This window comes from Nocardia jinanensis (genome assembly GCF_014645735.1).
In the GTDB taxonomy this organism is placed as follows: domain Bacteria; phylum Actinomycetota; class Actinomycetes; order Mycobacteriales; family Mycobacteriaceae; genus Nocardia; species Nocardia jinanensis.
The window spans coordinates 806,567-830,463 of sequence record NZ_BMMH01000002.1; the positions used below are offsets into that span (position 1 = coordinate 806,567).

The 23,897-nt window shown below is 66.7% G+C and carries 24 protein-coding genes and 1 pseudogene; 8 read left to right on the plus strand and 17 right to left on the minus strand.

The features are described from left to right. Genes IEY68_RS08200 through IEY68_RS08210 form a run of 3 tightly spaced genes read right to left on the minus strand, consistent with a single transcriptional unit; the run spans nucleotide 1 to nucleotide 3,544 of the window. Entirely contained in the window at nucleotides 1-894 is an 894-nt protein-coding gene (locus IEY68_RS08200; RefSeq protein WP_229718663.1) for an ABC transporter permease, read from the minus strand. Continuing rightward, nucleotides 891-1,841 carry an ABC transporter permease gene (locus IEY68_RS08205; RefSeq protein WP_062996476.1) on the minus strand — a complete coding sequence of 317 codons (951 nt, stop codon included), beginning with the start codon at nucleotides 1,839-1,841 and terminating at the stop codon, nucleotides 891-893. Before IEY68_RS08205 ends, IEY68_RS08200 begins: the two co-directional genes overlap by 4 nt. 59 nt (nucleotides 1,842-1,900) lie before the next feature. Further along, complete coding sequence (locus IEY68_RS08210) at nucleotides 1,901-3,544, minus strand: ABC transporter substrate-binding protein (RefSeq protein ID WP_062996474.1); 1,644 nt, start codon at nucleotides 3,542-3,544, stop codon at nucleotides 1,901-1,903. Between the two features lie 571 nt (nucleotides 3,545-4,115). Here IEY68_RS08210 and IEY68_RS08215 point away from each other — a divergent pair. Continuing rightward, nucleotides 4,116-5,492, plus strand: a complete 1,377-nt coding sequence (locus IEY68_RS08215; protein ID WP_062996472.1) for an NAD-dependent succinate-semialdehyde dehydrogenase — start codon at nucleotides 4,116-4,118, stop codon at nucleotides 5,490-5,492. Between the two features lie 141 nt (nucleotides 5,493-5,633). On the opposite strand, the gene IEY68_RS08220 is transcribed toward IEY68_RS08215, so the two are convergent. Beyond that, complete coding sequence (locus IEY68_RS08220; protein ID WP_062996469.1) at nucleotides 5,634-6,737, minus strand: winged helix DNA-binding domain-containing protein; 1,104 nt, start codon at nucleotides 6,735-6,737, stop codon at nucleotides 5,634-5,636. A gap of 208 nt (nucleotides 6,738-6,945) precedes the next feature. After that, nucleotides 6,946-7,122, minus strand: coding sequence for a hypothetical protein (locus tag IEY68_RS08225; RefSeq protein WP_189094128.1), 177 nt, complete (start codon nucleotides 7,120-7,122; stop codon nucleotides 6,946-6,948). Between the two features lie 78 nt (nucleotides 7,123-7,200). Between IEY68_RS08225 and IEY68_RS08230 the strand changes: the two genes are divergently transcribed. Continuing rightward, the gene (locus tag IEY68_RS08230) at nucleotides 7,201-8,163 is read left to right on the plus strand and encodes an SAM-dependent methyltransferase (RefSeq protein ID WP_063916201.1); all 963 of its coding nucleotides are present in this window, start codon (nucleotides 7,201-7,203) and stop codon (nucleotides 8,161-8,163) included. Nucleotides 8,164-8,231: 68 nt separating this feature from the next. On the opposite strand, the gene IEY68_RS08235 is transcribed toward IEY68_RS08230, so the two are convergent. Both IEY68_RS08235 and IEY68_RS08240 read right to left on the minus strand, forming a co-directional pair. Beyond that, entirely contained in the window at nucleotides 8,232-8,951 is a 720-nt protein-coding gene (locus IEY68_RS08235) for an MBL fold metallo-hydrolase (protein ID WP_062996465.1), read from the minus strand. Nucleotides 8,952-9,190: 239 nt separating this feature from the next. Continuing rightward, a complete protein-coding gene (locus IEY68_RS08240) occupies nucleotides 9,191-9,415 on the minus strand; it encodes a hypothetical protein (protein ID WP_229718664.1) in 225 nt (74 codons plus the stop codon). A 345-nt stretch (nucleotides 9,416-9,760) separates the two neighbouring features. Here IEY68_RS08240 and IEY68_RS08245 point away from each other — a divergent pair, with 345 nt between their 5' ends. Next, the gene (locus tag IEY68_RS08245) at nucleotides 9,761-10,285 is read left to right on the plus strand and encodes a VOC family protein (protein WP_062996463.1); all 525 of its coding nucleotides are present in this window, start codon (nucleotides 9,761-9,763) and stop codon (nucleotides 10,283-10,285) included. A 62-nt stretch (nucleotides 10,286-10,347) separates the two neighbouring features. Here IEY68_RS08245 and IEY68_RS08250 read toward each other — a convergent pair whose 3' ends face one another. Continuing rightward, nucleotides 10,348-10,551, minus strand: a complete 204-nt coding sequence (locus IEY68_RS08250) for a cold-shock protein (RefSeq protein WP_062996784.1) — start codon at nucleotides 10,549-10,551, stop codon at nucleotides 10,348-10,350. Between the two features lie 229 nt (nucleotides 10,552-10,780). After that, nucleotides 10,781-10,915, minus strand: coding sequence for a hypothetical protein (locus tag IEY68_RS36725; RefSeq protein ID WP_268241622.1), 135 nt, complete (start codon nucleotides 10,913-10,915; stop codon nucleotides 10,781-10,783). 349 nt (nucleotides 10,916-11,264) lie between these two features. Here IEY68_RS36725 and IEY68_RS08255 point away from each other — a divergent pair, with 349 nt between their 5' ends. Together IEY68_RS08255 and IEY68_RS08260 are read left to right on the plus strand one after the other, a co-directional pair. Further along, nucleotides 11,265-12,446 carry a DUF1444 domain-containing protein gene (locus IEY68_RS08255; protein WP_189094129.1) on the plus strand — a complete coding sequence of 394 codons (1,182 nt, stop codon included), beginning with the start codon at nucleotides 11,265-11,267 and terminating at the stop codon, nucleotides 12,444-12,446. A 30-nt stretch (nucleotides 12,447-12,476) separates the two neighbouring features. Then, complete coding sequence (locus IEY68_RS08260) at nucleotides 12,477-13,088, plus strand: DUF4126 domain-containing protein (protein ID WP_062996458.1); 612 nt, start codon at nucleotides 12,477-12,479, stop codon at nucleotides 13,086-13,088. A 117-nt stretch (nucleotides 13,089-13,205) separates the two neighbouring features. On the opposite strand, the gene IEY68_RS08265 is transcribed toward IEY68_RS08260, so the two are convergent. After that, entirely contained in the window at nucleotides 13,206-13,973 is a 768-nt protein-coding gene (locus IEY68_RS08265) for a hypothetical protein (protein WP_062996456.1), read from the minus strand. A gap of 488 nt (nucleotides 13,974-14,461) precedes the next feature. Here IEY68_RS08265 and IEY68_RS08270 point away from each other — a divergent pair, with 488 nt between their 5' ends. Then, nucleotides 14,462-15,859, plus strand: coding sequence for a glucose-6-phosphate dehydrogenase (locus tag IEY68_RS08270; RefSeq protein WP_062996454.1), 1,398 nt, complete (start codon nucleotides 14,462-14,464; stop codon nucleotides 15,857-15,859). 172 nt (nucleotides 15,860-16,031) lie between these two features. On the opposite strand, the gene IEY68_RS08275 is transcribed toward IEY68_RS08270, so the two are convergent. After that, nucleotides 16,032-17,534 carry an amidase gene (locus IEY68_RS08275; RefSeq protein WP_229718665.1) on the minus strand — a complete coding sequence of 501 codons (1,503 nt, stop codon included), beginning with the start codon at nucleotides 17,532-17,534 and terminating at the stop codon, nucleotides 16,032-16,034. A 269-nt stretch (nucleotides 17,535-17,803) separates the two neighbouring features. Between IEY68_RS08275 and IEY68_RS08280 the strand changes: the two genes are divergently transcribed. Next, the gene (locus IEY68_RS08280) at nucleotides 17,804-18,607 is read left to right on the plus strand and encodes a hypothetical protein (RefSeq protein WP_062996450.1); all 804 of its coding nucleotides are present in this window, start codon (nucleotides 17,804-17,806) and stop codon (nucleotides 18,605-18,607) included. Between the two features lie 64 nt (nucleotides 18,608-18,671). Here IEY68_RS08280 and IEY68_RS08285 read toward each other — a convergent pair whose 3' ends face one another. The 5 genes and pseudogenes from IEY68_RS08285 to phoU form a co-directional block, all read right to left on the minus strand. Continuing rightward, nucleotides 18,672-19,733, minus strand: a complete 1,062-nt coding sequence (locus IEY68_RS08285) for an MFS transporter (protein WP_308434953.1) — start codon at nucleotides 19,731-19,733, stop codon at nucleotides 18,672-18,674. 2 nt (nucleotides 19,734-19,735) lie between these two features. Beyond that, nucleotides 19,736-19,828 (minus strand): annotated as a pseudogene (locus tag IEY68_RS37040) (hypothetical protein); the annotation flags it as partial. Between the two features lie 32 nt (nucleotides 19,829-19,860). Then, entirely contained in the window at nucleotides 19,861-20,349 is a 489-nt protein-coding gene (locus tag IEY68_RS08290) for a DUF1269 domain-containing protein (protein ID WP_062996448.1), read from the minus strand. A 100-nt stretch (nucleotides 20,350-20,449) separates the two neighbouring features. Then, nucleotides 20,450-20,866, minus strand: coding sequence for a DUF7144 family membrane protein (locus IEY68_RS08295; protein WP_062996446.1), 417 nt, complete (start codon nucleotides 20,864-20,866; stop codon nucleotides 20,450-20,452). A 491-nt stretch (nucleotides 20,867-21,357) separates the two neighbouring features. Further along, nucleotides 21,358-22,005, minus strand: a complete 648-nt coding sequence (gene phoU, locus IEY68_RS08300) for a phosphate signaling complex protein PhoU (RefSeq protein WP_062996444.1) — start codon at nucleotides 22,003-22,005, stop codon at nucleotides 21,358-21,360. A gap of 277 nt (nucleotides 22,006-22,282) precedes the next feature. On the opposite strand from phoU, the gene IEY68_RS08305 reads away from it, so the two are divergent. After that, on the plus strand, nucleotides 22,283-22,441 hold the full coding sequence (locus IEY68_RS08305; RefSeq protein WP_189094130.1) for a hypothetical protein: 159 nt from the start codon (nucleotides 22,283-22,285) through the stop codon (nucleotides 22,439-22,441). An 82-nt stretch (nucleotides 22,442-22,523) separates the two neighbouring features. Here IEY68_RS08305 and IEY68_RS08310 read toward each other — a convergent pair whose 3' ends face one another. Next, on the minus strand, nucleotides 22,524-23,858 hold the full coding sequence (locus IEY68_RS08310) for a diguanylate cyclase domain-containing protein (protein WP_062996442.1): 1,335 nt from the start codon (nucleotides 23,856-23,858) through the stop codon (nucleotides 22,524-22,526). Nucleotides 23,859-23,897: the final 39 nt, after the last annotated feature.

Below are 23,897 nucleotides of genomic sequence, written 5' to 3' on the forward strand. Positions count from 1 at the left end.
TCACCTGTCCCTGCCGATCTGCTTGCCCAGTTGTCCCAGCGCCAGAACGGACGCCACCATGACAATCCCTGGGGCGTAGACGAACCACGGGTAGCGGTAGAAGAAATCCTTGCCCTCGGCCACGAGCAGCCCCCAGTCCGGGCTCGGTGGGGGGTTCCCGTAGCCGAGGAACGCCAGCGCCGAGACATTGATGATGGCCAGCCCGAACTGCAGTACCGCCAGTGCCAGCACCGATCGGTACACGTTCGGAAGGACGTGGTGGAACAACACGGTGAGCTTCCCGCCGCCGATGAGGTGGGAGGATTCGATGAACGCCCGGTTCTTCACCCACAGGGTCTCCGATCTGATCAGCCGGGCGAAGACGGCCACCGAGGAAATACCCACCGCGATGGCCGCATTGACACTCGTGAAGCCCAGTGACACCACCACGATGACGGCCAGCAGGAAACCGGGAATCGCCAGCAGCGCGTCGATAACCCGCCCCAGGACCGCGTCGACGGTACGTCCGAAGAATCCCGCGACCAATCCGACGACGCTGCCCGCGAACAGTCCGATGGCCACGGCCAGCAGTGCTGTCAGTACGGCCGGCCGCGTTCCGTAGACGACTCGCGCCGAGATGTCGCGGCCCAGCTGATCGGTCCCGAACGGGTGTTCCCAGGACGGTGCCCGGAAGTTGTCGGCGGTGATCCCGGAGTAGGGATCCTGGTCGGTGAACAGCCCCGGGGCGATTGCCCAGGCGGTGATCACCACGACGACGACCACGGCCAGAAACGTGTAGGTGTTCCAGAGATCCGTTGCCGCCGGCCGGAGTCTCGTGCGCGGGGTCGCGTAGATCGCCACCATATCCTTCGGCCTTTCCTCGATACTTCTCCGTGGGCCGGCTGCTGTCGTCATTTCGCGACCACCGCCGGGCGCAGCCGCGGATCCAGTACGGGATAGACCAGGTCCACCACGAGATTGATGGCGAGGAAGAGCGCGGCGGCGAGTACTACCACCGCCTGCAGGACCGGAACATCCTGCTCGCCGACCGCCTTCTCGACGATGGTGCCGACACCGGTACGCCCGAAGATCGCCTCGGTGATGATCGAACCGCCGAGCAGATCGCCGACGATGATCGCCGCGATCGTCGACGTCGGTAGCGCGGCGTTGGGCAGCAGATGCTCGGTGAGCAACTCGAATCGGCCGAGGCCTTTCGAGATCGCCACTGTCGCGTACTGCTCCGCGCGGGCGCTGTCGAGAGCGGTGATGAGCACCTGGGCGATCGGAGCCGAGGCCGGAACAGCCAGCGTGACCGCGGGATAGATCAGTGCGTCCGCACTCCGGAAATCGCTCAGCACGAACAGTCCGAGCTGAAAGGAGAACACATTGATGACGACCAGCCCGATGAAGAAATTGGGCACCGACAGGAACAGCGACGGGAAGGCACGCAGCAGCCCACCACCGAACCTGTTCGGCAGGAAGTACGCGCCGACCGCGATCGCGAAGGCGAGTACGACCGCGAAGACGAATGCCGTCCCCGCAAGTTGGAGGGTGGAGGGAATTCCCGACCACAGCAGCGTCGACACCGGCAGATTCGAGGCGTACGACAACCCCAGGTCACCGTGCGCCAGGCGCTCGAGTGCCACCCAGAGCTGCTCCCACGCCGGCCGGTCCAGCTTGAAGTAGACGAGCATCTCCCTGATCTCGTCCTCGCTGTATCCGTACTCCGGATTGTTCAGCCGGCCGGAAACCGGGTCACCCGGTAACAGGGTCACGATGACGAAGACGACGACGTAGACGAGGACGACCGTGACGACGGCCTGGCCGATCCGAGACAACACATACTTCGTGTAGTGCGACACCTACTTCATTCCTCACTGCTTCGATCTCGGGGCGGGATTCGACCGGTGCGCCGGTTCGGTCATCTGTCGAGCCACGCGTCGTAGAAACTGATCAGCCCCAGCCCGTCGACATCGAGGCCGCGCAGCCCCTCGGCCGCGCCCCACGTCTGACGGAATTCGTGCACCGGGATGTAGTAGGCGTTGTCGATCACGTATTCCTGCACCGCTTTCGACGCGTCGATCCGGGCGTTATCGGATTTCGCCTGCACCAGGACATCCAGCAACGCGTCCAGTTCCGCACCGGGGGCCTTGAACTGATTCGCCTGCGAGCTGTGCCACCACCGCCACATCTCGGTCTGGCTGCCCGCCAGCCAGTGGTTCTCGTACAGGGGCACATCCGGCTGAGCGGTCACCGTGTTGTAGTTCGAGAAATCGGTGCCCTCGATCCGGAGACGCACCCCGATCCTGCGCCATTGCTGAGCGATCAGTTGAAGATCCGCCTCGGAGGTCGTGATGAAGACCGAGGGGTAGATCAGAAAGCTCAGCTGATGTCCGTCCCTGGTGCGGTACCCGTCTTCGTCGCGGCCGGTCCATCCGGCATCGTCGAGCAGGCGGGCGGCCAGTTCCGGGTCGTAGGCGAATTTCTCGCGTAGATCCAGCGTCCCGGGCACGACCTCGTTGAACGTGGACTTCGCTTCGGTCCAGGCACCGCCGGGGAAATTGGTCCGCAGGATCTCCTGCCGGTCGATCCCGTGCGTGAGCGCCCGGCGGACCCGGATATCGTCCAGGTGCGGTGCCGTCAGGCGCAGCTGCAAGCCCCAGACGCTGCCGAAGAAGGTCGGTGCGATCAGCTCGAACCCGTCGGCGACGAAGGGTTCCTCGGTGGGTTGTACATAGTGGATGATGTCGACCTGCCCGGCCTGTAGCGACCCGGTGCGCAGCGACGGCTCGACGACCTGCTGAACGGTCACCCGCTCCAGGTAGGCGGGGCCGTCGTGCAGCGCGTCCCCGCGTGGCCAGGCGTAGTCCTCGCGCCGGCGAAGTACTACTTCTCTACTGGGCAACCAGGATTCGACGACGAAGGGGCCGGTACCGAAGATCCTGCTCAGATCGGACTGCGCGTCGAGACCCGCCTCGATGGTCGCCGGGGCGAGGATGCCGACGGTCGTCCAGGCACCCAGTTTCTGGATGAAATCGCCGAACGGCTGGGCGAGCCGGATCAGCACTTCGTATTCGCCGACCGCCACCGCCTCGCCGTAACTCGTCGGGAAGTACGCGGCCCGGGGAATACCGCGCGACTTGTCGCCTCTGCCGAGGAGGTTCAGGTTGGCGGCCACCGCCGCGGCATCCAGCTTCTCGCCGTTGGAGAACGTCACCTCGTGCCGAATCGTCACACCGAATTCGGTGCGCGCATCGTTCTGTGTGAATCCGGTGGCCAGATGCGGGCGGAACTTTCCGTCGGCGTCGTAATAGAACAACCGCTCGACTATCTGGTTCCATACCTGCGCCACATGCCACGATCCGGTGCTCTGCTGCTGATATCCGTCGATCAGTTTCTCGTTGAGGTAGGTGATCTCGCCACCGGGCAATGGAGTCGTGCTGTGTGGTACAGAATTCGTGCGCGTGGAAGACGCGGTGGAATCACCACACGCTGCCAGGACCCCAGTGCCCACCAGTGCGGCCCCGAGGCTCAGGAATCGTCGCCGCGCGAGCTCGTGTGACATGTGGAACCTACCGGCCTTTCCTGGAGAACAGCCATCGGCGAAAACGGGCTACCGACAACTATTCGAGAATGTGACGGACGAATTGCTCTGAACCGAAGGAGAATCGGCAGGTTCAGGCGCGGCGCGGACAGCGCGGGTGGCGACACTCGCGCAGCGATACGCCGGCACTCATGGGGAAATTTCCGGTCACGGACATCAGCCTGCCCGGCCGGAGGTCCGAAACCAACACAGTTTCACTACAGGATTGATGAACGAGAACTTACATATCGCCGTCGCACATCCGCGCCGGCCTCGTCACCTGCACCGAGAAGCGGCGAACGGGAAATCAATGGACGAAATCATGAGGATTCCTACACTCGCTCCGCGGTGCGAAACCGATCGATTGTTCCACACCGCGGACCGCTGCCGAGTTGAAGCATCAACCAAAGGGTTCCGCGACCATCGGATATCACCGAAGATCGAGGCCGCCGACGGATACGACCACGACTGCGCGGCCCGGGGAGAACACCTGAACAGACGGGCCGGCCGAGACAGACCTGCCCGGCGGTCCGCCGGTCCGTAGCATCGTGTCATGAGTACTTATGTGACGACGAACCCGACCACAGGTACTACTGAACACGAATTCCCGGGACTGGCCGACGACCAGATACCCGGCCTCGCCGAGCGCGCCGCCGAAGGATTCGAGGCATGGCGACTCACCTCGGTGACAGAACGTGCCGAGGCGCTGGCACGGACCGCGGATCTGTACGAGGAACGGGCGACGGAACTGGCCGCCGCCATCACGCGGGAAATGGGTAAACCCGCGAAAGAGGCAGCCGGGGAAGTGCAGCTGGCCGCCGATATATATCGCTGGTACGCCGAGCACGGGCCCGATCTGCTGAAAACCGAGCGACTCGACCCCCAGGGCGCCGACGAATCAGTGGTTCAGAAATTACCGATAGGGCCGCTCATCGGAGTGATGCCGTGGAATTATCCCTACTATCAGGTCGCTCGTTTCGCCGCGCCGAACCTGCTGCTGGGCAATACGATAATTCTCAAGCACGCGTCCATCTGCGCCGCCTCGTCGAAACTCATGGCCGATGTCCTCCACGACGCGTCGGTCCCCGAGAACGCGTACATCAACGTCTACGCGAGTTCCGATCAGATCGCCGAACTCCTCGCGCGTCCGGAGATTCGCGGGGTCTCGTTGACCGGTAGCGAACGGGCCGGGGCCGCGGTCGCGGAAGAGGCCGCGAAGAACCTGAAGAAGTCCGTCCTCGAACTCGGCGGGTCCGATCCATTCATCCTGCTCGATACCGACGATCTGGCGAAAACGGTCCAGATCGCCGCGCGGGCGCGACTGTCCAATGCCGGTCAGGCGTGCAACTCGCCGAAACGCTTCATCGTCCTGGACGACCTCTACGACGATTTCGTCCGCGGGCTGGTCGGCGAGTTCGATCGCGCTGTGGTCGGGGATCCGGCGGACCCCGGTACCGAGGTGGGGCCGTTGTCGTCGGTCTCCGCGCGCGATACCGTCGCCGACCAGATAGCCGACGCCGTGCGGCAGGGAGCGACACTGCACACCGGAGGCGCGCCGCTGGAAGGAGACGGGGCGTTCCTACGACCCGCCGTTCTCACCGGGATCACTCCGGAGATGGATGCCTACTCCGAGGAGATCTTCGGTCCGGCCGCGATGGTCTACAAGGTCTCCTCGGCCGAGGAGGCAGTACGACTCGCCAACGATGTCGACTTCGGCCTCAGCGGGTCGGTGTGGAGCGCCGATACCGCACGGGCCGCGGAGGTCGCCGATCGTCTCGATGTCGGCATGACCTATATCAACGAGCACGGGACCACGCTGCCCGGCCTGCCGTTCGGCGGCGTCAACCGGTCCGGCTACGGCCGGGAGCTGGGCCGTTGGGGACTGGGCGAGTTCGTCAATACCAGACTCCGGCGCACTTCGTCCCATTAGACGCCACTGCCGGCCGCCCGGGTCACGGTGCGTCCCGGGCATCGCGGAATCCGGGGCGGCCGGTGTGGGATGTTCCCGGTCGCCGTGGACGCGGACGCGGCGCCGGCCCTTACACAGGCCGGCCGCGCACCGAATCGGTGCTCAGGCATCAACACCTACAGCCACCCGCACCGGACAGCTGCCCTGATCTGTGAGAAACGAGGCGAGCTCCCGTCCATGGTCGACGACGGCGCTGCGCTCGGCGCGGGCGAAACGACGCAGCGGGGTAACGGTCAGCGCGGCGGCATCGAGGGTCCAGGTGGCGGCGACCCGGCCGTCGACGAGTACGACGCGCGCGCCGGCGACCGATAGTCCGCGATGGGCGTCATCGATGATCCGGCTGCGATCGTGGTAGCCGAGGATCGCATTGTCGAACGCGGGCAGAAACCGCACCGGAGCGGGTGTTGCGGGATCGGGCCGCGGCGCGTCCGGAAGGTCCAGCAGCTCCCGGCCCTGCTCGTCGCGGAATGCGATCAGTTTCCCCCGGCTGGCGGCCACCGCGCCGGGAAGCCCGGCGAGACCGCACCAGGCTCGCAGATCGGCTACCGCCGCCGGCCCGAACGCGGCGAGATAGCGCCGCACCAGCGTTTCGCCGACCGGATCGGAACCGTCCGGAGCGGGCGGGTCGATCTCGCGGCCCAGCCACCAGCCGAGTGGTACGGTGCGCGCTCCCGACTTACGGCGCCACAGGCCCCGCGGCGGCAGCTGCACGGTCGGGACGAGCGCGGCGATAACGGTCTCGCCCAACGCCCGCGGTCCGACGGTCGGCCAGCGCCCGGCGAGCGCCCGGCCGAGCTCGGGCATCGTATGGGGCCGTCCGTCCGCCAGTATGCCCCGGGCCGCCGTCGCGAGTTCGTCGAGATCCACTCCGTCCAACTCGCGGCGATAGACCCCGAGTACCCGTTGGCGCAGCATATCGCCGTGGCGGGCCCGCCAGGCCAGGGCGTCGGCGGCGGTGACGAGGTGGACTGTGCGGCGCATGAGATGGGTCCGTACGACACGCCGAGTGGTCAGCAGATCGTCGAGAGCCGCCGGATCGAAGGCACGTACCCGCGACCAGAGCCCGACGAATGGTTCCTGCGGTTCCTGTGCCTGTAATCCGCACAGGTGCTCGATCGCGCCGAGCACCGGGAGATCGGCACGGTCGAGCAGTAACTGCCGGGCGAGCGTCGCCCGGTTGAGCGCACGGGTCGACAGCACGGTCATCGGGGTCCTACCGCCGCCCGCTCGGCGGCCGGACAACGGCGCAGCGCCGCGATGGTGGTTGTGACGGTCACAGTCGCCCTACCTTTCTGAGTAGGTCGTAGGGGCGGGTCGATTGTCGACAAGAGCAACTGTCGCAAGAGAAGTGGCCAGGGTGTGTCCTCTGCTTCGGACATCATGGGAACAACAGCCGCACGCCGCCGCACGACGGTCAGACGTTGTTCGGCCGGCAGCAGGCCCGGTGGGCGCCGAGGCGGGCCGTTCCAGGACCCGACGGTCCGACGCCCAGTTCGACCACGTCGAGCACGGCGGCGGCACGGTCCACCGCTGTGCCGTAGGTAACGTCGTTCTCCTCGCCGCCCACGGCGCGGGCACGCCAGCGCAACATCACCATAGATTATGTTGCCGTGTTACATTCGAAAGTGGCCCACCGAAAGGTGACCGGCCGGTATGTAACGGAGGCGCGATGACGATCGATACCGCCCCATCGCTCGGTGCCCGGCCCGTCGGTGCCGACACCGACCGACCGAGCATCCCCCGCGTCTACGACTACAGCCTGGGCGGCAAGGACAACTACGGGGTAGACCGTTCGGCATTCGACCGTATTCGGCGAATTGCCCCACGGCAGGGCGATGTTCACCTCATGAACCGGCGCTGGCTCACCCGCGCCGTGCGCTCGCTGGCCGAGGGCGCCGAGGTCCAGCAGTTCCTGGACCTGGGCGCCGGACTGCCCACCCGCGATCCCCTCCATATCGTCGCGCAGGAATGCGGGCGCCGCGAAGTGAAGGTCGTGTACGTGGACAACGACCCACTCTGCGTCGCGCACGGCCGGGCGATGCTGGAGCGGAACGAGAACACCCATTACCTCCCCGGCGATCTCACCGATGCCGCGGCGACCTTGGACAACGCCGGCCGCTACCTGAACCTGCAGCAGCCGGTCGCAGTGCTGTTGGGCGCGGTCCTGCACCATCTCGGCGACGACGAGGATCCGGCGGGCGTCGTATCCCGGTACATCGATCTGCTTCCCGCCGGTTCGTACGTGGCGATCACTCACTACTGCGATCCCGGCCCCGGTCATCCGGAACTCCACGAGCTGGCCCGGCAACTCGAACGGGCGCATGTAGAAGAGGAATTCGGGTCGGGCCGGTACCGGAGCCGAGACGATATCCGCGGACTCTTCGGCTCACTCGACCTGGTGGATCCCGGGCTGACTCCGCTGGACGAGTGGTGGCCGCAAGGCCCTCCCATCCGGGCAAAGGCATGCGAAGAGCAGCTCATCCTCGGCGGTCTCGGCCGTAAGCCGCGATTCGGGCTCGCCCGCATCGGGGGTTCGGACCGTCTTTCCCGGGGTCCGCACCTCCTCTCGCCGACGACCCGCCAGTTCCCCGAGCGAGCGGCCTCCTGGGACCACAGCCGCAAGCCTCGCTGAATCGAGTTCTCCGAGAATCTCTTGCACGCGGGATCGGTCGTGTCCAGCGTGAAGGCGAGCCGGTTCACTCATACACCGAACCGGACCGCCAGCGCGTCCCGCTGCCGCCGCACGAAATCCGCGTCCACCACCGCGCCGTGACCGGGCACATACAGCGCGCCCGCCCCACCCAGATCCACCAGCCGATCGAGCGCGGCGGGCCAATCCGACGGTACGGCGTCGGGCCCGGCCTGCGGCTCCCCCGACTCCTCGACCAGGTCGCCGCAGAACACCACAGTGGGATCGCCGGGTACGACGACCACGAGATCGTGTGCGGTATGCCCCGGTCCGGCGTCGACCAGCAGAACCTCTCGACCGGCGTCGCGCTCCAGCGTGAGCACGCTCCGGACGTACTCCCGAGGCTGCACCAGGGCGTCTGCGGCCTCCTGTGCCGTAGCCGGATCCAGCCCGTTGGATATCGCGTCGATGCGCAATTCATCGCGGCCGTCCCGATACATCGCCTGCGAACCGTCGGCCGCGAAGACCGGCACCGGCGCGAACGCCGCCGCGCCGAAGACATGGTCGAAGTGATGATGGGTCAGCGCAACACCGGTGATCCGCCGGCCCGCCAGCCTTTGTGCCTGCTTCCGTACCTGGGCCCCCTCACCGAGACTCGACCCGGCATCGACCACGAGCGCGAAGCCCGGCCCGGCAATCAATCCGACTGTGCAGTCCCACACCGGCAACCGGCGCCGCCCCACTCCCTCGGCAAGCCGCTCCCAACCCAGCTCTTCCCATGTCCCGGTCATACCGAAACGCTAGCGGTGCCCTGCGACGGTCGGGTACAGGAGCTGGGAGAATTCGCCGCGCCGGAACGAACAATCCGGCGGCGGAACCGGCCGAGCGGACTCCACAGCCGGACTGCCGGGTCGGCAGCCCGGCCCTCGTGCGTGTCCCCAACGGCCGCAGCCGTTCTCGGCCCGGTAAACCCTCGAGTTCCGCTGGGCCTCCGACGGCCCAGCCGCAGGTCGAACCGGTGAGCAACGGCTCAGCGGCGGACGCGGCGCCAGTTCCAGGACCGGCCCCCGGAACCCGCGCGCGTGCCGGTACCGAATCCCGCGAGGTGCAGGGCGATCAACAATAGACCGACGATGATCAAGGTACCGCCGGTGATTTCCTCACCGAGAATGGCATCCGTCAGATCGAGAATGAGCGCGAGACCGAACGCTACGGCGGCGGCGATGGCGAGCATGAGTACCTCCTGGGGTTCCATCGGAACCGATAACACCTGAGCAGGTCCATCGCGTTCCTGTGTGGCACATACCCGCAAATCACGCCGACTCACGGCGGTGCGCGAATCGACCGCAAAAGGCGCCGGTCCGGTCTTTCCGTGTCCGCAGGGGCTACGCGACGGCGCGCCACGTACCGGTCGCCCGAGCTACGCCGACGCCACGAGCGTGCTTCGCGACGCGCGCCACCTCGCCGGCACACGCGACCGATGAATTCCGCCTCGCCGCGTCATCTGCCGATCCGCTGGACAGACGATTCCGGTCGTGGGCCCGGCCGGGTACGTAAGGTCGGAGTTACCCGTTATCGGGCTCGACCAGTGGGAGTGCCGATGTCCATCCGCAGTCTGAACCATGCCGTGCTGTTCGTCGCCGACGTCGAGATCAGTGTCGCCTTCTATACCCGGGTACTGGGGTTCGAGCGTATCCCCGCGAACTTCCCGGATGCCGCGTTCCTGCGCGGAACATCCTCCGCGAACGACCACGATCTCGGACTGTTCCGAGCACAGGGGGAACGGGCGCCCGACGGCTCGGTCGGCCTCTACCATCTGGCATGGGAGGTGGAGACGCTGGCCGTTCTGGCCGATACCCGGGCTCGTTTACTGGAGGCCCGAGCGCTGACCGGTGCCGCGAACCATGCGGCGACCAAAGCCCTGTACGGACGTGATCCGGACGGTATCGAGTTCGAGGTCACCTGGCTGGTTCCCGATCATCTCGTATCGGAGGAGCTCGGCCCGGGCGTCCCACCCACTCGTCCGCTCGATCTCGACGCAGAAATCGCCCGTTACGGTGCACACACGCCGGGCGGGCCACGTACCGACCGCCATCTCTACGCGCGTCTCGTGGAACCGAGCTGAGCGGTTCGTGACATGAGAAAGGCTCCGCACCTCTACGGTGCGGAGCCCGAAGCTCACGCGGATCAGATCGCGCGGACGTCCTGAGCCTGCGGGCCCTTCTGGCCCTGGCCGATCTCGAACTCCACACGCTGACCCTCTTCGAGGGATTTGAAGCCCGAACCACTGATGGCCGAGTAATGCACGAAGACGTCAGGGCCGCCTCCGTCTTGGGCGATGAAGCCGAAGCCCTTCTCGCCGTTGAACCACTTCACACTGCCTTGCGCCATGCTGTAATACTTCATTTCTGTAGGTGAGCCGTGCAGATCACTTCGATTAGCCCGTTCTCGACAACCACTATGCCATACCTGCGGAAATTACTACGCAGGGGGTGCGGATACCGGCGCGGGCGGGTCACGCGGGCCGGCTCGCACCCGGTCGCCCGGGCGCACCGATCGAGCCACGGATGCTTCTACAGCCCGACGGTGTCCGGACGGGCCGCCGCAGTCGGCGCGGTCCTCAGCGACGCTTGGGGTCCACGGTGGGCTCGACCTCGTATTTTCCGCCCACCTTGGCCTTCTTTTCCGCTCGCTTTTCCTTCAGCGATTTACCGGACTTCTTCGAGGAGGTGCTGCGGGGAGATTTATCGGACATAGCTGTCCTTCGGTTCGGGGACCTGAGCGGCCCCGGTACGGCAACCGTACGCGACCTCCGTCTACCCCGCCGCGAAAATCTCCCGGCGTGTCACGCCGGCTCCGACCACCGGTTGAGGTAGGGCCTGCCGAACCGGAAACACGCCCACAACCGCACGTCGGATCGGCGCATCTTCCCAGCAGACCGGCTTCGAACCGGCCAGCGTACCGGACGTCGCCGGGCCGGTGGCGGCGGCCGGTCGGGTTCACCGCCACCGGGACACCGGCAATGGGAATATCGGCCGCCGCTCCGGAAGGTTGGTCCGGGTAGTGTCCGCGCTTCCTGCCGTTGGTCCGCCACTGTACGAACTGTGAGGTCGCTCTACCAGATGACGAGTATCGACGACGATCGGCAACGGCGAGATTTCGCATTGCAGGTATTCGCGCAGATGCGGACGGCAGGCGTGACCGATGTCTCCTACGATGCCGATGAGTTCGCCGTGCGCTACGACGGAGGCGACGCCGTTCTCCACCTCACGAACCTCTTCACGGAGACGCGTGACCGGTCGCCGGCGGAAGCGCGGGAGTGGTTGGCCCGGATCGTGCCCTCGCTGGTGACTCCCCCGGCGACACCCGACGACTGGGAAGACGTCCGCCCGCTGCTGCGGCCCGTACTACGGCCTTCCACCTACGCGCTGGACGATGGCGGATCGCGGATCCGGCGCCCCCTCTTCCCGTTCCTGGACGAGCTGCTGGCCGTCGACTACCCGGATGTCATCAGTTTCCCCGACGAATCCAAGCTGATGGAATGGGGGGTGACGGCAGAGGAGGCGTTGACGGTCGCCCGGGAGAATCTGGCCGCGGTGGTGCCGGTGGCGGAGCTGCCGGACGACAGCATCGTGAGAATCGCGGTCGACGAGACCGACTACCTGTCGTCATGGATTCTGGTCCCGGATTGGCTGCTCGTCTCCACCGCGAATTTCGAGCATCCGCCGGTCGCGTTCATACCGGATCAGCAGACCCTGCTGATCGTTCCCGGCGATCCGGAACTGCTGTCCCAGGCTTTCGAAATGGTGGAACAGGAGTACCGGGAGGCAGCGCGGCCGCTCTCGCCCCAGGGCTACACCGTCGACGAATCCGGCCTGGTGATCCCTATGGACTGCGTGAGCACCGGAAACGACGCCGAAGTGGCCCGCGCCCGTACCGTGCTGGCCAGTGCTGAATACGGCGTCCAGCAGCAATGGCTGGAGGAACGCCTACAAGCGGACCTCGAGGTGATCTACGTGAGCAGCCTGATGGTGGCCGAACGCGAAGACGGCATCCATACCGTCGCGGTCTGGGGTGAGAACGTCGACGCCGCCCTACCGGTCGCGGATTTCATCGCCTTCGCCACCGAGGACGACGACCGGACCATTCAGGTGCCGTTCGCAACCGCCGTCGATATCACCGGAATCGCGCCTATTCCCGGCGTGCACCCGCCGCGCTACCGCACCGGCCGATGGCCCGATGCCGCGGTGTTCGACCGTCTCACGCAGGTCGCGGTGGCATTCTGAGTACCGGTATGGGCACTTACACTCGCAACCATGAGTAGCTGGGTACTTCCCGCCTTTCTGGGACTGGGGCTCGCGGCCGCGTGCGGGTTCCGGGCATTCCTGCCGCTGCTGCTGCTCAGCGCTGCCGTACATTTCGGTGTACTCGGCCTGAACCTCAACGAGTCCTACGCGTGGATCGGCTCGACAGGGGCGCTGATCGCGTTGTCGATGGCCGCCGCGGTCGAGATGCTCGGCGATCTGATTCCGTTCATCGACAACGCATTGTCGATCATCGGCAATGTCACCGGTCCGATAGCGGGTGCGATAGCGGCCGGATCCGTATTCGAGGCGGCTGATCCGGCCACAGCGGCGATCGCGGGAATCATCGTCGGCGGCCCCACCGCGCTCGCCTTCAGCGCGACCCAGACCGGGGTACGCGCGGCCAGCACTGCCACGACAGCCGGTATCGCGAACCCGGTGGTATCGGTCGTCGAGGACGTGCTGGCGTTCGTCCTGGTCGCGCTGGCGATGGTCCTCCCGCTTCTCATTCCGATCGCGCTGGGCGCGCTGCTGTTCATCGCGTGGCGTGTGGTTCGCAGATTCCGCCGCCGCGGCACCGGATCCGCGCGGTCCGTGACGGCGCCGGTCTCCCGATCGGGGTAGATCCGCGCGCCCCCACCGGTTACTTCGGTGGCCGTAGTGGCTTCACGTACGCGGTACATGGGCGAAGCGCGCGGAGCCGGATCGATATACCCGTCGACCCCGAGCCTGTTCCATCCCTCAGAAGTCGAAGCCGCCGCCGTCGATCCCACCCCCGTCGCCGCCCTGATAGTCCTGACCGCCGGAGTCATCCGCCTGTCCGCCGTATCCCTGGTCCCCGGCGGTGAGCCCGTCCTCGTACCCTTCGCCGTAGCCGCTCTCGAAGCCTTCCGCGCCGTAGCCGACACCGGACATACCGGAGAACAGCGAGGTGAACAGTAGCGCCGAACCCAATCCCCAGGCGCCCGCGATCATGGCGGGTTTCCACCAGGGTTCGGAGTACCAGCCCGCCGGCACGGGCCGGCCGGCGACGCGCCCGCCCGGATAGTAGTTCGGGGTATCGGAGGAAGGGCGGGCAGACGCGGCGATCCGGCGATTCTCGAAGTCGACCACGCGGTCTTCGCTGACTTCGCCCGCGGTTGCCCGGCCCTCGAGTTCGGGGACGACAGGGCCCGGATCCATATCCATGGCAGTACGTGCGGCGCGAATGTAGTACAGCCCCTCGATCGCGGTCTCTTTCGCCAGCCGGGCCTGGACCGGGGTTCCGGCCTGGTCGACCTGGGAACCTGCAGCTATATGCCGTTCCGCGGCATCGGCGAGCGCCTGCTGGGCGGCAGTGTTACTACCGGTCAGGCTGTAGATCTGGCCGCCGAGGCGCTCGTTGACCCGGCGGGCCTCGGCCAGCGCATCGGCCAATTCGAGCGCGGCGCGTTCCCTGGTCTGCCGGGATCGCCATACCAGGATGATCGCGACCAGCACGACCGCCGCGGCGATCAGTAGCCACTCCATCGTCACGCACTCCTTTTGTCAGCGGAGCACAGTGCCGACCAGCATACTCGGTGAGCGCCGGTGTCCAGTTCGTGGAGCGGGGGCACAAAGTCCTCGGCGTACGGCGCCGCGACAGCCGCAGCCGGACCGGACCGGGCCTGTACCGGCACCGGGCTCCGGTGGCGATCAGCTCGTGCCGATGCGCCCCCTGTCCGGCCGAGATCAGAGCCCGCACCAGCGGAAATCGGATCGGCGGGTCTCGCCGGCAGCCGCTTCCGGAACCCGGTCCGAACGATACTGTCGTACGAACCACCACAGCGCTGATCAGGTGTAGAACGACTCGCCGGTGTCCATCGACCGCGGTACCGATCTGTGGAAGCGAGGCGGCATGCGCGATACCGATTCACCCTTCCGGCCCACACACGAAGAAAACGCTCACCTCCATTCGGCGAACGACGACTCGATGGGCACCGCCGCCGGAGCGGCGTCACCTCGGCAGGAGTGACAGCATGATCACTCGGCTCGTGATCTTCGGTGGCACCGGTGACTTGTCCGGACGCTACCTCCTACCCGGGTTGGCCGCCCTGCGGGCAGCCGGTCGGCTCAGCGACGATTTCCGCATTGTGTGCGCGGATCGCAAGAATCGCGACGATACGGAATTCGAGAGCTGGGTCGAGACACAACTCGATCGCCACGCCGGTGATATACCGGTCGACGCCAGAGCGGCGGTCACAACCGCGACACGCTTCCGGCGAGCGGATATCTCCGATCCGGATTCGGTAGCCGCCGTCGTCTCCGGCGACAGCCCCGTCGCGGTCTATCTCGCTCTCCCCCCGGCGCTGTTTCCCACCGCGGTACAGACTCTCGACCAGGTGGGTTTGCCGCCGGGCAGCAAGATCGTCCTCGAGAAACCGTTCGGCGTGGATCTGGTGAGCGCAGTGGAACTGAACCGGCTACTCGCCGACCTGGTCCCCGAAGAGGCCGTCTTCCGAGTGGACCATTTCCTTGCCATGACCACTGTGCAGAACCTGCTCGGGAGCCGATTGTCCAACCGCGTACTCGAACCGATCTGGAACAGCGCGCATATCGCCAGAATCGAAATAATCTGGGAGGAAACCCTCACTCTCGAAGGCCGAGCCGGTTACTACGACCACGTGGGCGCGCTCGAGGACATGGTGCAGAACCACCTGTTGCAGTTGCTCTGCCTGATCGCCATGGAACCGCCGATCACACTATCCGAGCGTGACCTGCGCGACCGAAAAGTCGACGTACTGCGATCGCTGCGCCCGCTGACCGATGCGGAGATACCACGCCGCACCCGCCGTGCCCGCTACTCGGCAGGCACGATCGGGGATCGCCGCGTACGGTCCTACACCGACGAGGACGGAGTGAACCCGCGACATCGCACCGAGACGTTCGCCGAAATCGAGCTGACGCTGGACAATTGGCGATGGTCGGGAACGGAGTTCGTTCTCCGCAGCGGTAAAGCACTCGGAACCGATCGCAAGGAAGTCGCCGTCCACTTCCGGCCGGTGCCCGATCTGCCCTTCGGGACAGCTCAGCCCAACATCCTGCGCTTCGGACTCGATCCCGAGACACTCACCCTCGCGCTGAACGCGATCGGCGGTAGCGCGGAGCAGCTGGTACCGCTCACCATGTCCGCACAGATCCAACCTCCCGATCTGCCGGCCTACGGAAGGCTGGTCCTGGATGTCCTGAGCGGAAACCCGGCACTGTCCATCCGCGCCGACGAGGCGGAAGAAGCATGGCGCGTCGTCGACCCGGTCATCTCGGCCTGGTCCCGCGACGTCGTCCCCCTCGACGAATATCCCGCGGGTTCGCCGGGCCCGGGCCGGAATTCTTCCGAGCCCGGGGCACCGGACGGCGGCCGGCCGAGAACAACGTGACAACCTGCCGAACCCCGCACCGGGCCGACCGTCCGGACAGCCAGGATCGTCACGGCCTTGCCGCCGTCGGTGGTACGGGTCCACCGGTCGACGTCATCGACCGTGCTCTGCGCGACCAGCTCGTCGTTCGTCATCCGCACCCCGTCCTCGCCCGGCACCCGGGTAGTACGCCCTACTTCGGTGTCGGGAAGCCGCCGAGCTGCTGCTCGAGCAGTTCGGCCAGCCGCAGCGGGGTGCGGTCCTCGAACATCGGACCGATCAGCTGCACTCCCACCGGTAGCCCGTCGGGGGACCGCCCCGCCGGGATGGCGGTGGCGGGCAGGCCGGGCATGGTCGCCACACCGGCCCAGACGAGCTGGTCGAAGTACGGGTACTCGACGCCGTCGATATCGATCCGGCGTGCCAGCACATCAGGATTGTGGTCGTGCGGGAACGCGGGAGTGGGCGTGATCGGGCACACCACGACATCGAACTCGGCGAACAGCCGCCGCCAGCCGTGGCGGTGGAGCTCGCGACGGTTGTTCGCCTCGATCCAGTCGCGGTGGCTGAACACCATGGCGCGCAGCCGCGCGGCGTCGAGACTTCGATCGTCTGCGCTCAGTCCGGCGGCGCGGGTCCGCAGCTGCTCGTACGCTTCGACGGGAAAACGTGCAACGGAGCCCGAAAACAAAAACTGCATATAGAGCGTCGCGGCTTCGGTCGGATCGGGCAGCAGCGGACTGTGTCGTTCGACGCGGGCGCCACCGTCGGCCAGCGTGTCGGCCACCCGGTTCACACCCGCCCGCACCGCGGACCCGGTCGCAATGAGCGGATGGTCCTCGATGACCAGGACCCGGAAGTCGGCCGGCCGCTCGTGGCGCGCGGGCGGCAGCGTCAGGTCGTATGCCACGCCGTGCGTGAGCGGGTCCGGTCCGGCCATCACGTCCAGCAGGAGCGTGAGGTCGCGGGCGGTGCGCGCCATCGGACCGACGACGGCGAGGTCGAGGTCGACCGGCAATGCCGGCGCGTCCGGCGCGACCATACCGCGGGCCGGCGCCAGCCCGAGTGTCGGCTTGTGTGCGTATATGCCGCAAAAATGCGCGGGGGTGCGCAACGAACCGGCGAGGTCGGAGCCGATGGACAGCGCGCCGAACCCGGACGCCAGGGCCGCGGCCGATCCGCCGGAGGACCCACCCGACGTGCGAGTGTGATCCCACGGGTTGTTGGTGGTGCCGTGGATCTCGTTGAAGCTCTGGATATCTTGCAGCCCCAACGGCACATTCGTCTTACCGAGCACCACCGCGCCGGCGGCCTTCAACCGCGACACCTGTACCGCGTCCTCGGTCGGCACATGATTCACGTACTGCGGCATGCCCCAGGTGGTGGGCAGCCCGGCCATGTTGTAGCACTCCTTGACCGTCACCGGAATACCGAGCAGCGGCCGATCCGCGCCGCGGACGCGCGCCTCATCGGCGCGACGCGCGGCATCCCGCGCGCGGTCGAAGTCCGGTACACAGATCGCGTTGATCGCCTTGTCGTCCCGCTCGATACCGGCGATCGCCTCATCGGTCAGTTCCACCGATGTCACTTCACCAGCCTGCAAAGCGGCCGCGAGTTCTTCCATCGACTGAAAATTCCAATTCATGAATCCGACGCTATTGGCCCGCCGGAGAGGACATAAAATGCCGCTTCGCACAACGGGAAGGTCGCACGGACCACCTGCACCGGTGAAGTCACGCGCTCGTTCTGTCATCGAGGACGGCCCAACCCAGGTCACAGCGTCGGCAGCGGGGCAACGCCATGAGCACAGGGCATAAGAATGCCGCGCCGTGCAACGGGATAGATGTCTCGATACCCATCCATGTTCCGCCCCGGCCACAGACCATTCGAGATGAACCCGAAGTTCGAGAACAATCCCACAGCCGTCGAGAATGCCAGGAAGATCCGGGAAGGAACGTACACGGAGTGATCGCGAACCTCCTGATCAGCCGACGTCTCGATCCGGTCGCCCTCGCCGCGGCGCTTGCTGACGCGGCAGGGGTGCCGGTCGGGCGGGTGGACGTATGCCGCGAGGACGGCGACCAGGACGCCCGTGACTGGGAGGCGGACGTCTTGTGCACGTACCACTACCTGCGCGGGGACGTCGCGATGAGCCTCGATGTGTACGTGCGGGACGAAGAGGGCGCCAACTGCACGTCGGGCGAACCGGGGCTGGCCGCGGCTCTCGCCGAGCGGATCGGGGCAGGGATGCTGTACCCGGACGACCGGGTCGATCCGTCGACATATTGGCTGGCGGACCCGGGCGGCACGGTGGCCCGGATCCGGCTGCTCGCCTCCGAAGACGAGCCGCCGGTGTACATGGTCGACGCCGTCGAGGCCCCGTCCCTGACCTTCCCCCACGCTAAGGTGACGCCGCTCGCGGAGGTCCTCCGCGAGGCGCCGGTCCCGACCCCGCTCACGGCGACGCTCGACCTCGACGGCCCCGCCGTGGTCTCGCTGACAATCTGGGAGCGGCTGGTCCGGCGCATGGCGGCCGGCTGGCCGCCGGCCGGGCGCTATCTGCCGGAGCTGTACGGGGAGGACCTGAGGGCGCGGGACGGACTCGAGCGCGAGTTCGCCACGTCCCCGGAGGCGGAGCGGGTCGTGCTCGCGGCAGCCACCGCCGAGGTCGACGCGCTCTTCCGGGAGCTCACGGAGGAGGACCGGGCCGCCCCCGCCGACGCCCCCTGGTGGCACACCCGCCGCCCCCGCCGCCCCTGGACTGACTGATATGCGATCCGAGTTTCGGCCTCTGGGCCCATATGACCCAAGGGATCGGGTATCGGTACGGCGTTCAGCCGCTGCCGGTGCCGGAGCGGGCCGCGTTGGTGGTGTGGGGCAGGAACGCGGCCGCGACGAGGCCGGCAGCGGCGATCGCGGCCAGGGTGATCATGGCAGCGGCGTAGGCGTGGCCGGTCAGTCCGGCGACGAGGATGGTTCCGGCGATGGCGGTGCCCAGGGAGGAGCCGAGGTTGGAGACGCTGCGGGAGAGTCCGGAAATCTCGCCTTGGAGGTGTTCCCCGAAAGCGGATTGGACTATGTCGACCGAGGGGGTGAGCATCGCTCCGAGTCCGAGCCCGATGAGCAAGAGGCCGGGCGCGAAACCCCAGGGGTTGATCGAACGGCCGGCCAGCGCGAGCAGGATCGCGATACCGGTGATGGTGACGGCGAAGCCGGTCATGATCAAGCTGCGCCGGGTCTGGCGCCGGGCCAGCCACGCGGCCGATAACGATGTCATGAGCAGGCCGACGGTGGCCGCGGTGAAGACGACACCTGTTTGGATGGCGTTGTAGCCGCGGACGACCTGGAGGTAGGTCGACACCACGAACGAGGTGCCCATGAGTACCAGCCACTGGATGTTCTGGGTGACCAGCCCGAGGTTGGCAACCCGGTCACCGAACAGGCGCGTCGACAGCAGAGGTTCGCGGCCGGAGTGTTCGGCTGCCCGTACGGTGGCGAAGAAGATCGCGAGCACGAACGCGCCGGCGACCAGCAGCGCGATCATCAGCCAGAGGTTGTCGTCGGCGGCGAGTATGCCCGTGACGAGAAGGATCAACCCGGTCGCCGACAGTGCCGCGCCGCGTATATCGAACCGGCGGGACGGGTCTGGCGGTATCGGGTCGAGGATCCGGCGGCTGGACACGATGATCACGACGAGGACGGCGGCTTGGAACACGAAGGCGGCGCGCCAGCTGATGGCGGAGGTGATGAGTCCGCCGATCAGGGGTCCGGCGGCGGCGCCGATACCGCCCATGGCCATGATCGCGCCGAAGGCCCGCGCGCGGGAGCTGGATTCGGTGCGGCATCCAGCAGCGAAGCGAACACGCTCGGAGAATCGAACCGCGGGCTGCACCACCAGTCGATCGTGCCCGTCGACGAGATCAGCGCCGCAGTCTGCAGATCACCGACGATCCCGTGCTCGGCGATCGGTGGATATGCGTTCACAACCACTCCCGTCGGAAAGGAGCCGTGCGCTGTCGCCGTCAGTCGGCGAAGACCTCGCGCAGCTTGGCTTCCTGCTCATGAGACAGATTGGTCGAGACCAGCTCGGCGGATTGCCCCTGGAAGGCGTCGTGGATCCGGTCCAGGGTGGCATCGGAGGTCAGCGCGAACAGCGCCGAGGTACCCGGGGTGAGCTTGTCGCGCACCTCCTTGATGAAATCGTCGTCGATCCCGATATCGGCCATCGACCCCGACATCGCGCCCAGACCCGCCCCGACCGCGGCCCCGATCAACGGGATGAAGAACAGCAGACCGAACAACAACCCCCAGAACGCCCCACCCAGCGCACCGATACCGGCGAGGCTGTGCAGCTGGCGGGTCTTCGGTTTCTTCGCGCTCGCAGGCCAGCTCACCACCGCGGCGTCCTGCACGGTGATCAGCTCCCGGCGCTGCAGGTCCTCCAACGTGGACACCGCAGTATCGGCGCCGGTCTCGCTGGGGAACTTCCACACGGTCAACGTCCCAGCCATATCGGTCTCCCCTCGTCGGTGGCGAACTGCCGCTACGAACGCTAGGTCCGCGGCGGGCACGGTGGGCTCACCCGCGGCGGGTGAGCCCACCGTGCCCGGATCACATCTGCTGCGGCCGCCACGCCGACACCGCCCAGATCACCACCACATCGACAGCGATGACCACCATCGACCACCACGGGTAATACGGGATCCACAGAAAATTCGCGACGATGGACAACCCCGCCAACAACACCGCCGTGACCCGGGCCCAGAACGCACCGGTCATCAAAGCGATCGCCGCGACCGCCAGCAGCACACCCAACACGATATGGACCCAACCCCAGGTCGTCGTCGAGAACTGCAGGATGTAATCCGGCCCCTCGACGAACATCTCATCGGCCGCCACCGCGGAGATACCGGCCAGAATCGACAGCACCCCCGCCGCCAGCAGCAACACCGCCGCCGCGATCGACGTCACCGCGGCCACACCCCGCTTCACCGACGAACCGCCCGCATCGGCCCCATAGGTCGCCATATCCCGCCCTTTCCGCGAGTGACTGATCCACAACAATCACCTTCAGCCGACGCCGGTCACCTCACCCGCCGAGGATGAACCCCACCCACATCCCAGCGTCCAGAAATGGGGGCCATGATGGACATATCCAGCTCAGAGCTACTGGGGGCCCGATTCGTGCACCCTGCCCACCGTGGAACAGCCGATCCGGGTCGCCGAGTTCGACCAGTTCTTCACCGACGCGGTCCGCAGCACCCGCCGGCCGGACCCTCTTCTTGCCGCTGGTCGCGCTGGTGACCGTGTTCTGTGCGCTGTGGTTTGCCGCGTTTCCGGCCCCTCCCGGAACCGACGGCCGGCCCTGTACAGCCGGCAAAGCCTCGGGAAGGGAGCCGCGTCGCGGTCGCCTTCGCACTCACTGCGGTGATCATCGTCGCCGCGTTGTTCCTACCCCGGCACGCGGCCCGCGACCGCGAGAGGATGCCAACCGCCCTGGTGTCCGACCCACCGGAAGGTCACTCGGGTTCGGTGCTACCGGTGGTCGTGAACAGCGTGCGGCGACCGACTTCGACCGTGTGGTCGGCGAAGCGCTCGTAGTAGCGGCCCAGTAGGGCGAGATCGACCGCGGTGGTGGTGCCGCCGGTGTATTCGGGGCCGAGGATGTGATTGAGCAGATCGCGGTGCAGCTGGTCCATCACGTCGTCACGGCCTTCGAGCGCGGCCGCGGCTTCGGCATCGCCGGTCGCCAGGACCTGCGCGGCCGAGGCGGCCATCGATACCGCGGCCGCGCCCATCCGGGACACCGTTTCCCGCAGCGGATCGGGCATGACCGGGTGGGGGTGGCGGCGGCGCACCAGCCCGGCGATATGAGCACACAGCCCGCCCATACGTGCGAGGTTGGCCGACAGCTGCAACGCGGTCACGACTCGCCGCAGTTCGGAGGCGACCGGAGCCTGCAGAGCCAGCAACATCACCGCGGCGTCCTCGGCATCCTGTCCCATCGCCTCGACGTGGGCGCACAGGTCGATCGCGTGTTCGGCCTGCTCGATATCGGTCTCGAGCAGGGCCCGGGTGGCGGTGGCGATCGCGGTCTCGTCCCGTAGGCACATCTGCTCGAGCATCCCGGTCAGCTGTTCGAGTTCCTCGTGGAAGCGAGTCCGCATATGTCATCGAATCATCTCGGGCCGATCGGAGAACGCGCGGTGCGCCCGGAACTCGCAGACCCGGTGCCGTTCGGACCCGAGGATGGGCTGAACGGCGCGGCCCGAGAGTGCCCCGGCCCGGATGACGAAACCGGAAAGGCCCCACGTGCGGGCCGTCACGCGCGCCGGGGGACACCCACCGGTTTCAACGCCCGAAGGTGGGTAAGTCCCGATACGACGGTGCCGCGGTGTGGCGCACCGGCACAACAGTTCGTTATCGCGTGCCTCGGGAGGGCCGGTGTCTTCTTTTCTTTCGTTCCTCACGCTCATGCTCGTACTACCCGGGATGGCGGCCGCCGCCGCGTGGGTATCGGTGGCGGTGAGCGTATGGCTGGAGAGCCGTCGTGCGTCCGAGTACGCGGGTTCTTCCCGGCGGCCCGCGCGCGGCCGCATCTGAGACCGAGGGGTCGGGGTACTTCGCTGTCCAACGAGTGGCGAAGACCGCCGGTCGCCGCGTCCGCGCCGGCCGGGTGGGGAAATCACGAATCCGGCGGAGCCTCGGTGGAGATATAGCGGTTCAGTCGATCGGGATCGGAATCCGCGTCGTCGGCGAGCATATGCAGCACCCACTGCGATTTGCCGTTCTTCTTGGCGCGATACAGACCAGTGTCGGCGGCATCGATCAGAGTTTCGGCCTGCCCGCTCTGCACAGTGGTCAGCACGGCCCCGATGCTGGCCGAAACCTGCACCCGGTGACTGTTGGTCGTCACCGGATCGGTCAGTGCGCCCAGTAGGTTGTCCGCCACTCGGCTTATCTTCCAGGCGTCGACCGGCGGCGGTACCAGCGCGACGAATTCGTCGCCACCGATCCGGGCCACCAGGCAGTCCAGATCCTGCACACTCTCGAGCAGACGTCCGGCGACGGCGGTGAGCACCCGATCGCCCGTGCCGTGGCCGTAACGATCGTTGATATGTTTGAACCGGTCCAGATCCACGAAGCACAATCCGATTTGTTCGTGACCGTTCGCCTCGGCCATCACGGTATCGAGCCGCTCCAGTAACTGGCGGCGGTTGGGCAGGCCGGTGAGCGGGTCGTGCCGGGCCTGCCGGTGGAGTTCCTGGCGCATCCGGTGCTGTTCGGTGACGTCCTCCCCTACCGCCAAGAGATAGTTCGGATGACCCTCTCCACCCACGACGAAGGTGATGGAGAAGCTAGCCCACCCGTAGCTGCCGTCGGCACGTCCGATCTGCTGTTCCAGTTTCACCGTCCCCCGGCGGTTGGGCACCAGCTTTTCGTAGACCAGTTTGCGGATCCGCTCCCGATCCTCGGGGTGGGCGAATTCGTAGACCGAGATACCGCGTAGTTCGTCGATCGGGACGCCGATCATATCGGCGAGCTTCTGGTTGACATCAAGTAGGACACCGTTGGTGTCGCCAACGGCGATGGCCACCGCCGCGTTCTCGAACACCACCCGATAACGCTGGTCCGATTGCCGAGTGGACTGGGCCTCTCCCGTACTGTGGGCGGCGAATCGTAGCTGCCGGTGCGCTCCGAAACCCTCGCCCAGCTTGGTGAGCAGAATCGACATTCGCGTCACGGCGCCGGGATCGGCTTCCGGCCCGACGAGACTCCACAGAATCGGCGCCGAGACCTCCAGCGCGTAGTCCATGTCCACATCCACAGTGGCCAGAGCCGCACCGGCCCGCGCACCCGCGGTGGGGTCGAACGGTGTCGCGGTGAGAGCTCCGGCCAGATCGTGCACCAGCCAATGCAGGAGCTGATCGATATCCGATCCGGACGGTGCGGGTTCGCCGGTCGCCCGTAGTGCCCGAGACCACGAGCGGACCAGTTCGTCGTGCCCCGACCCGTCCATCACGCCCCTTCGTTCATCCGCTGCCCCGACACCGACGCA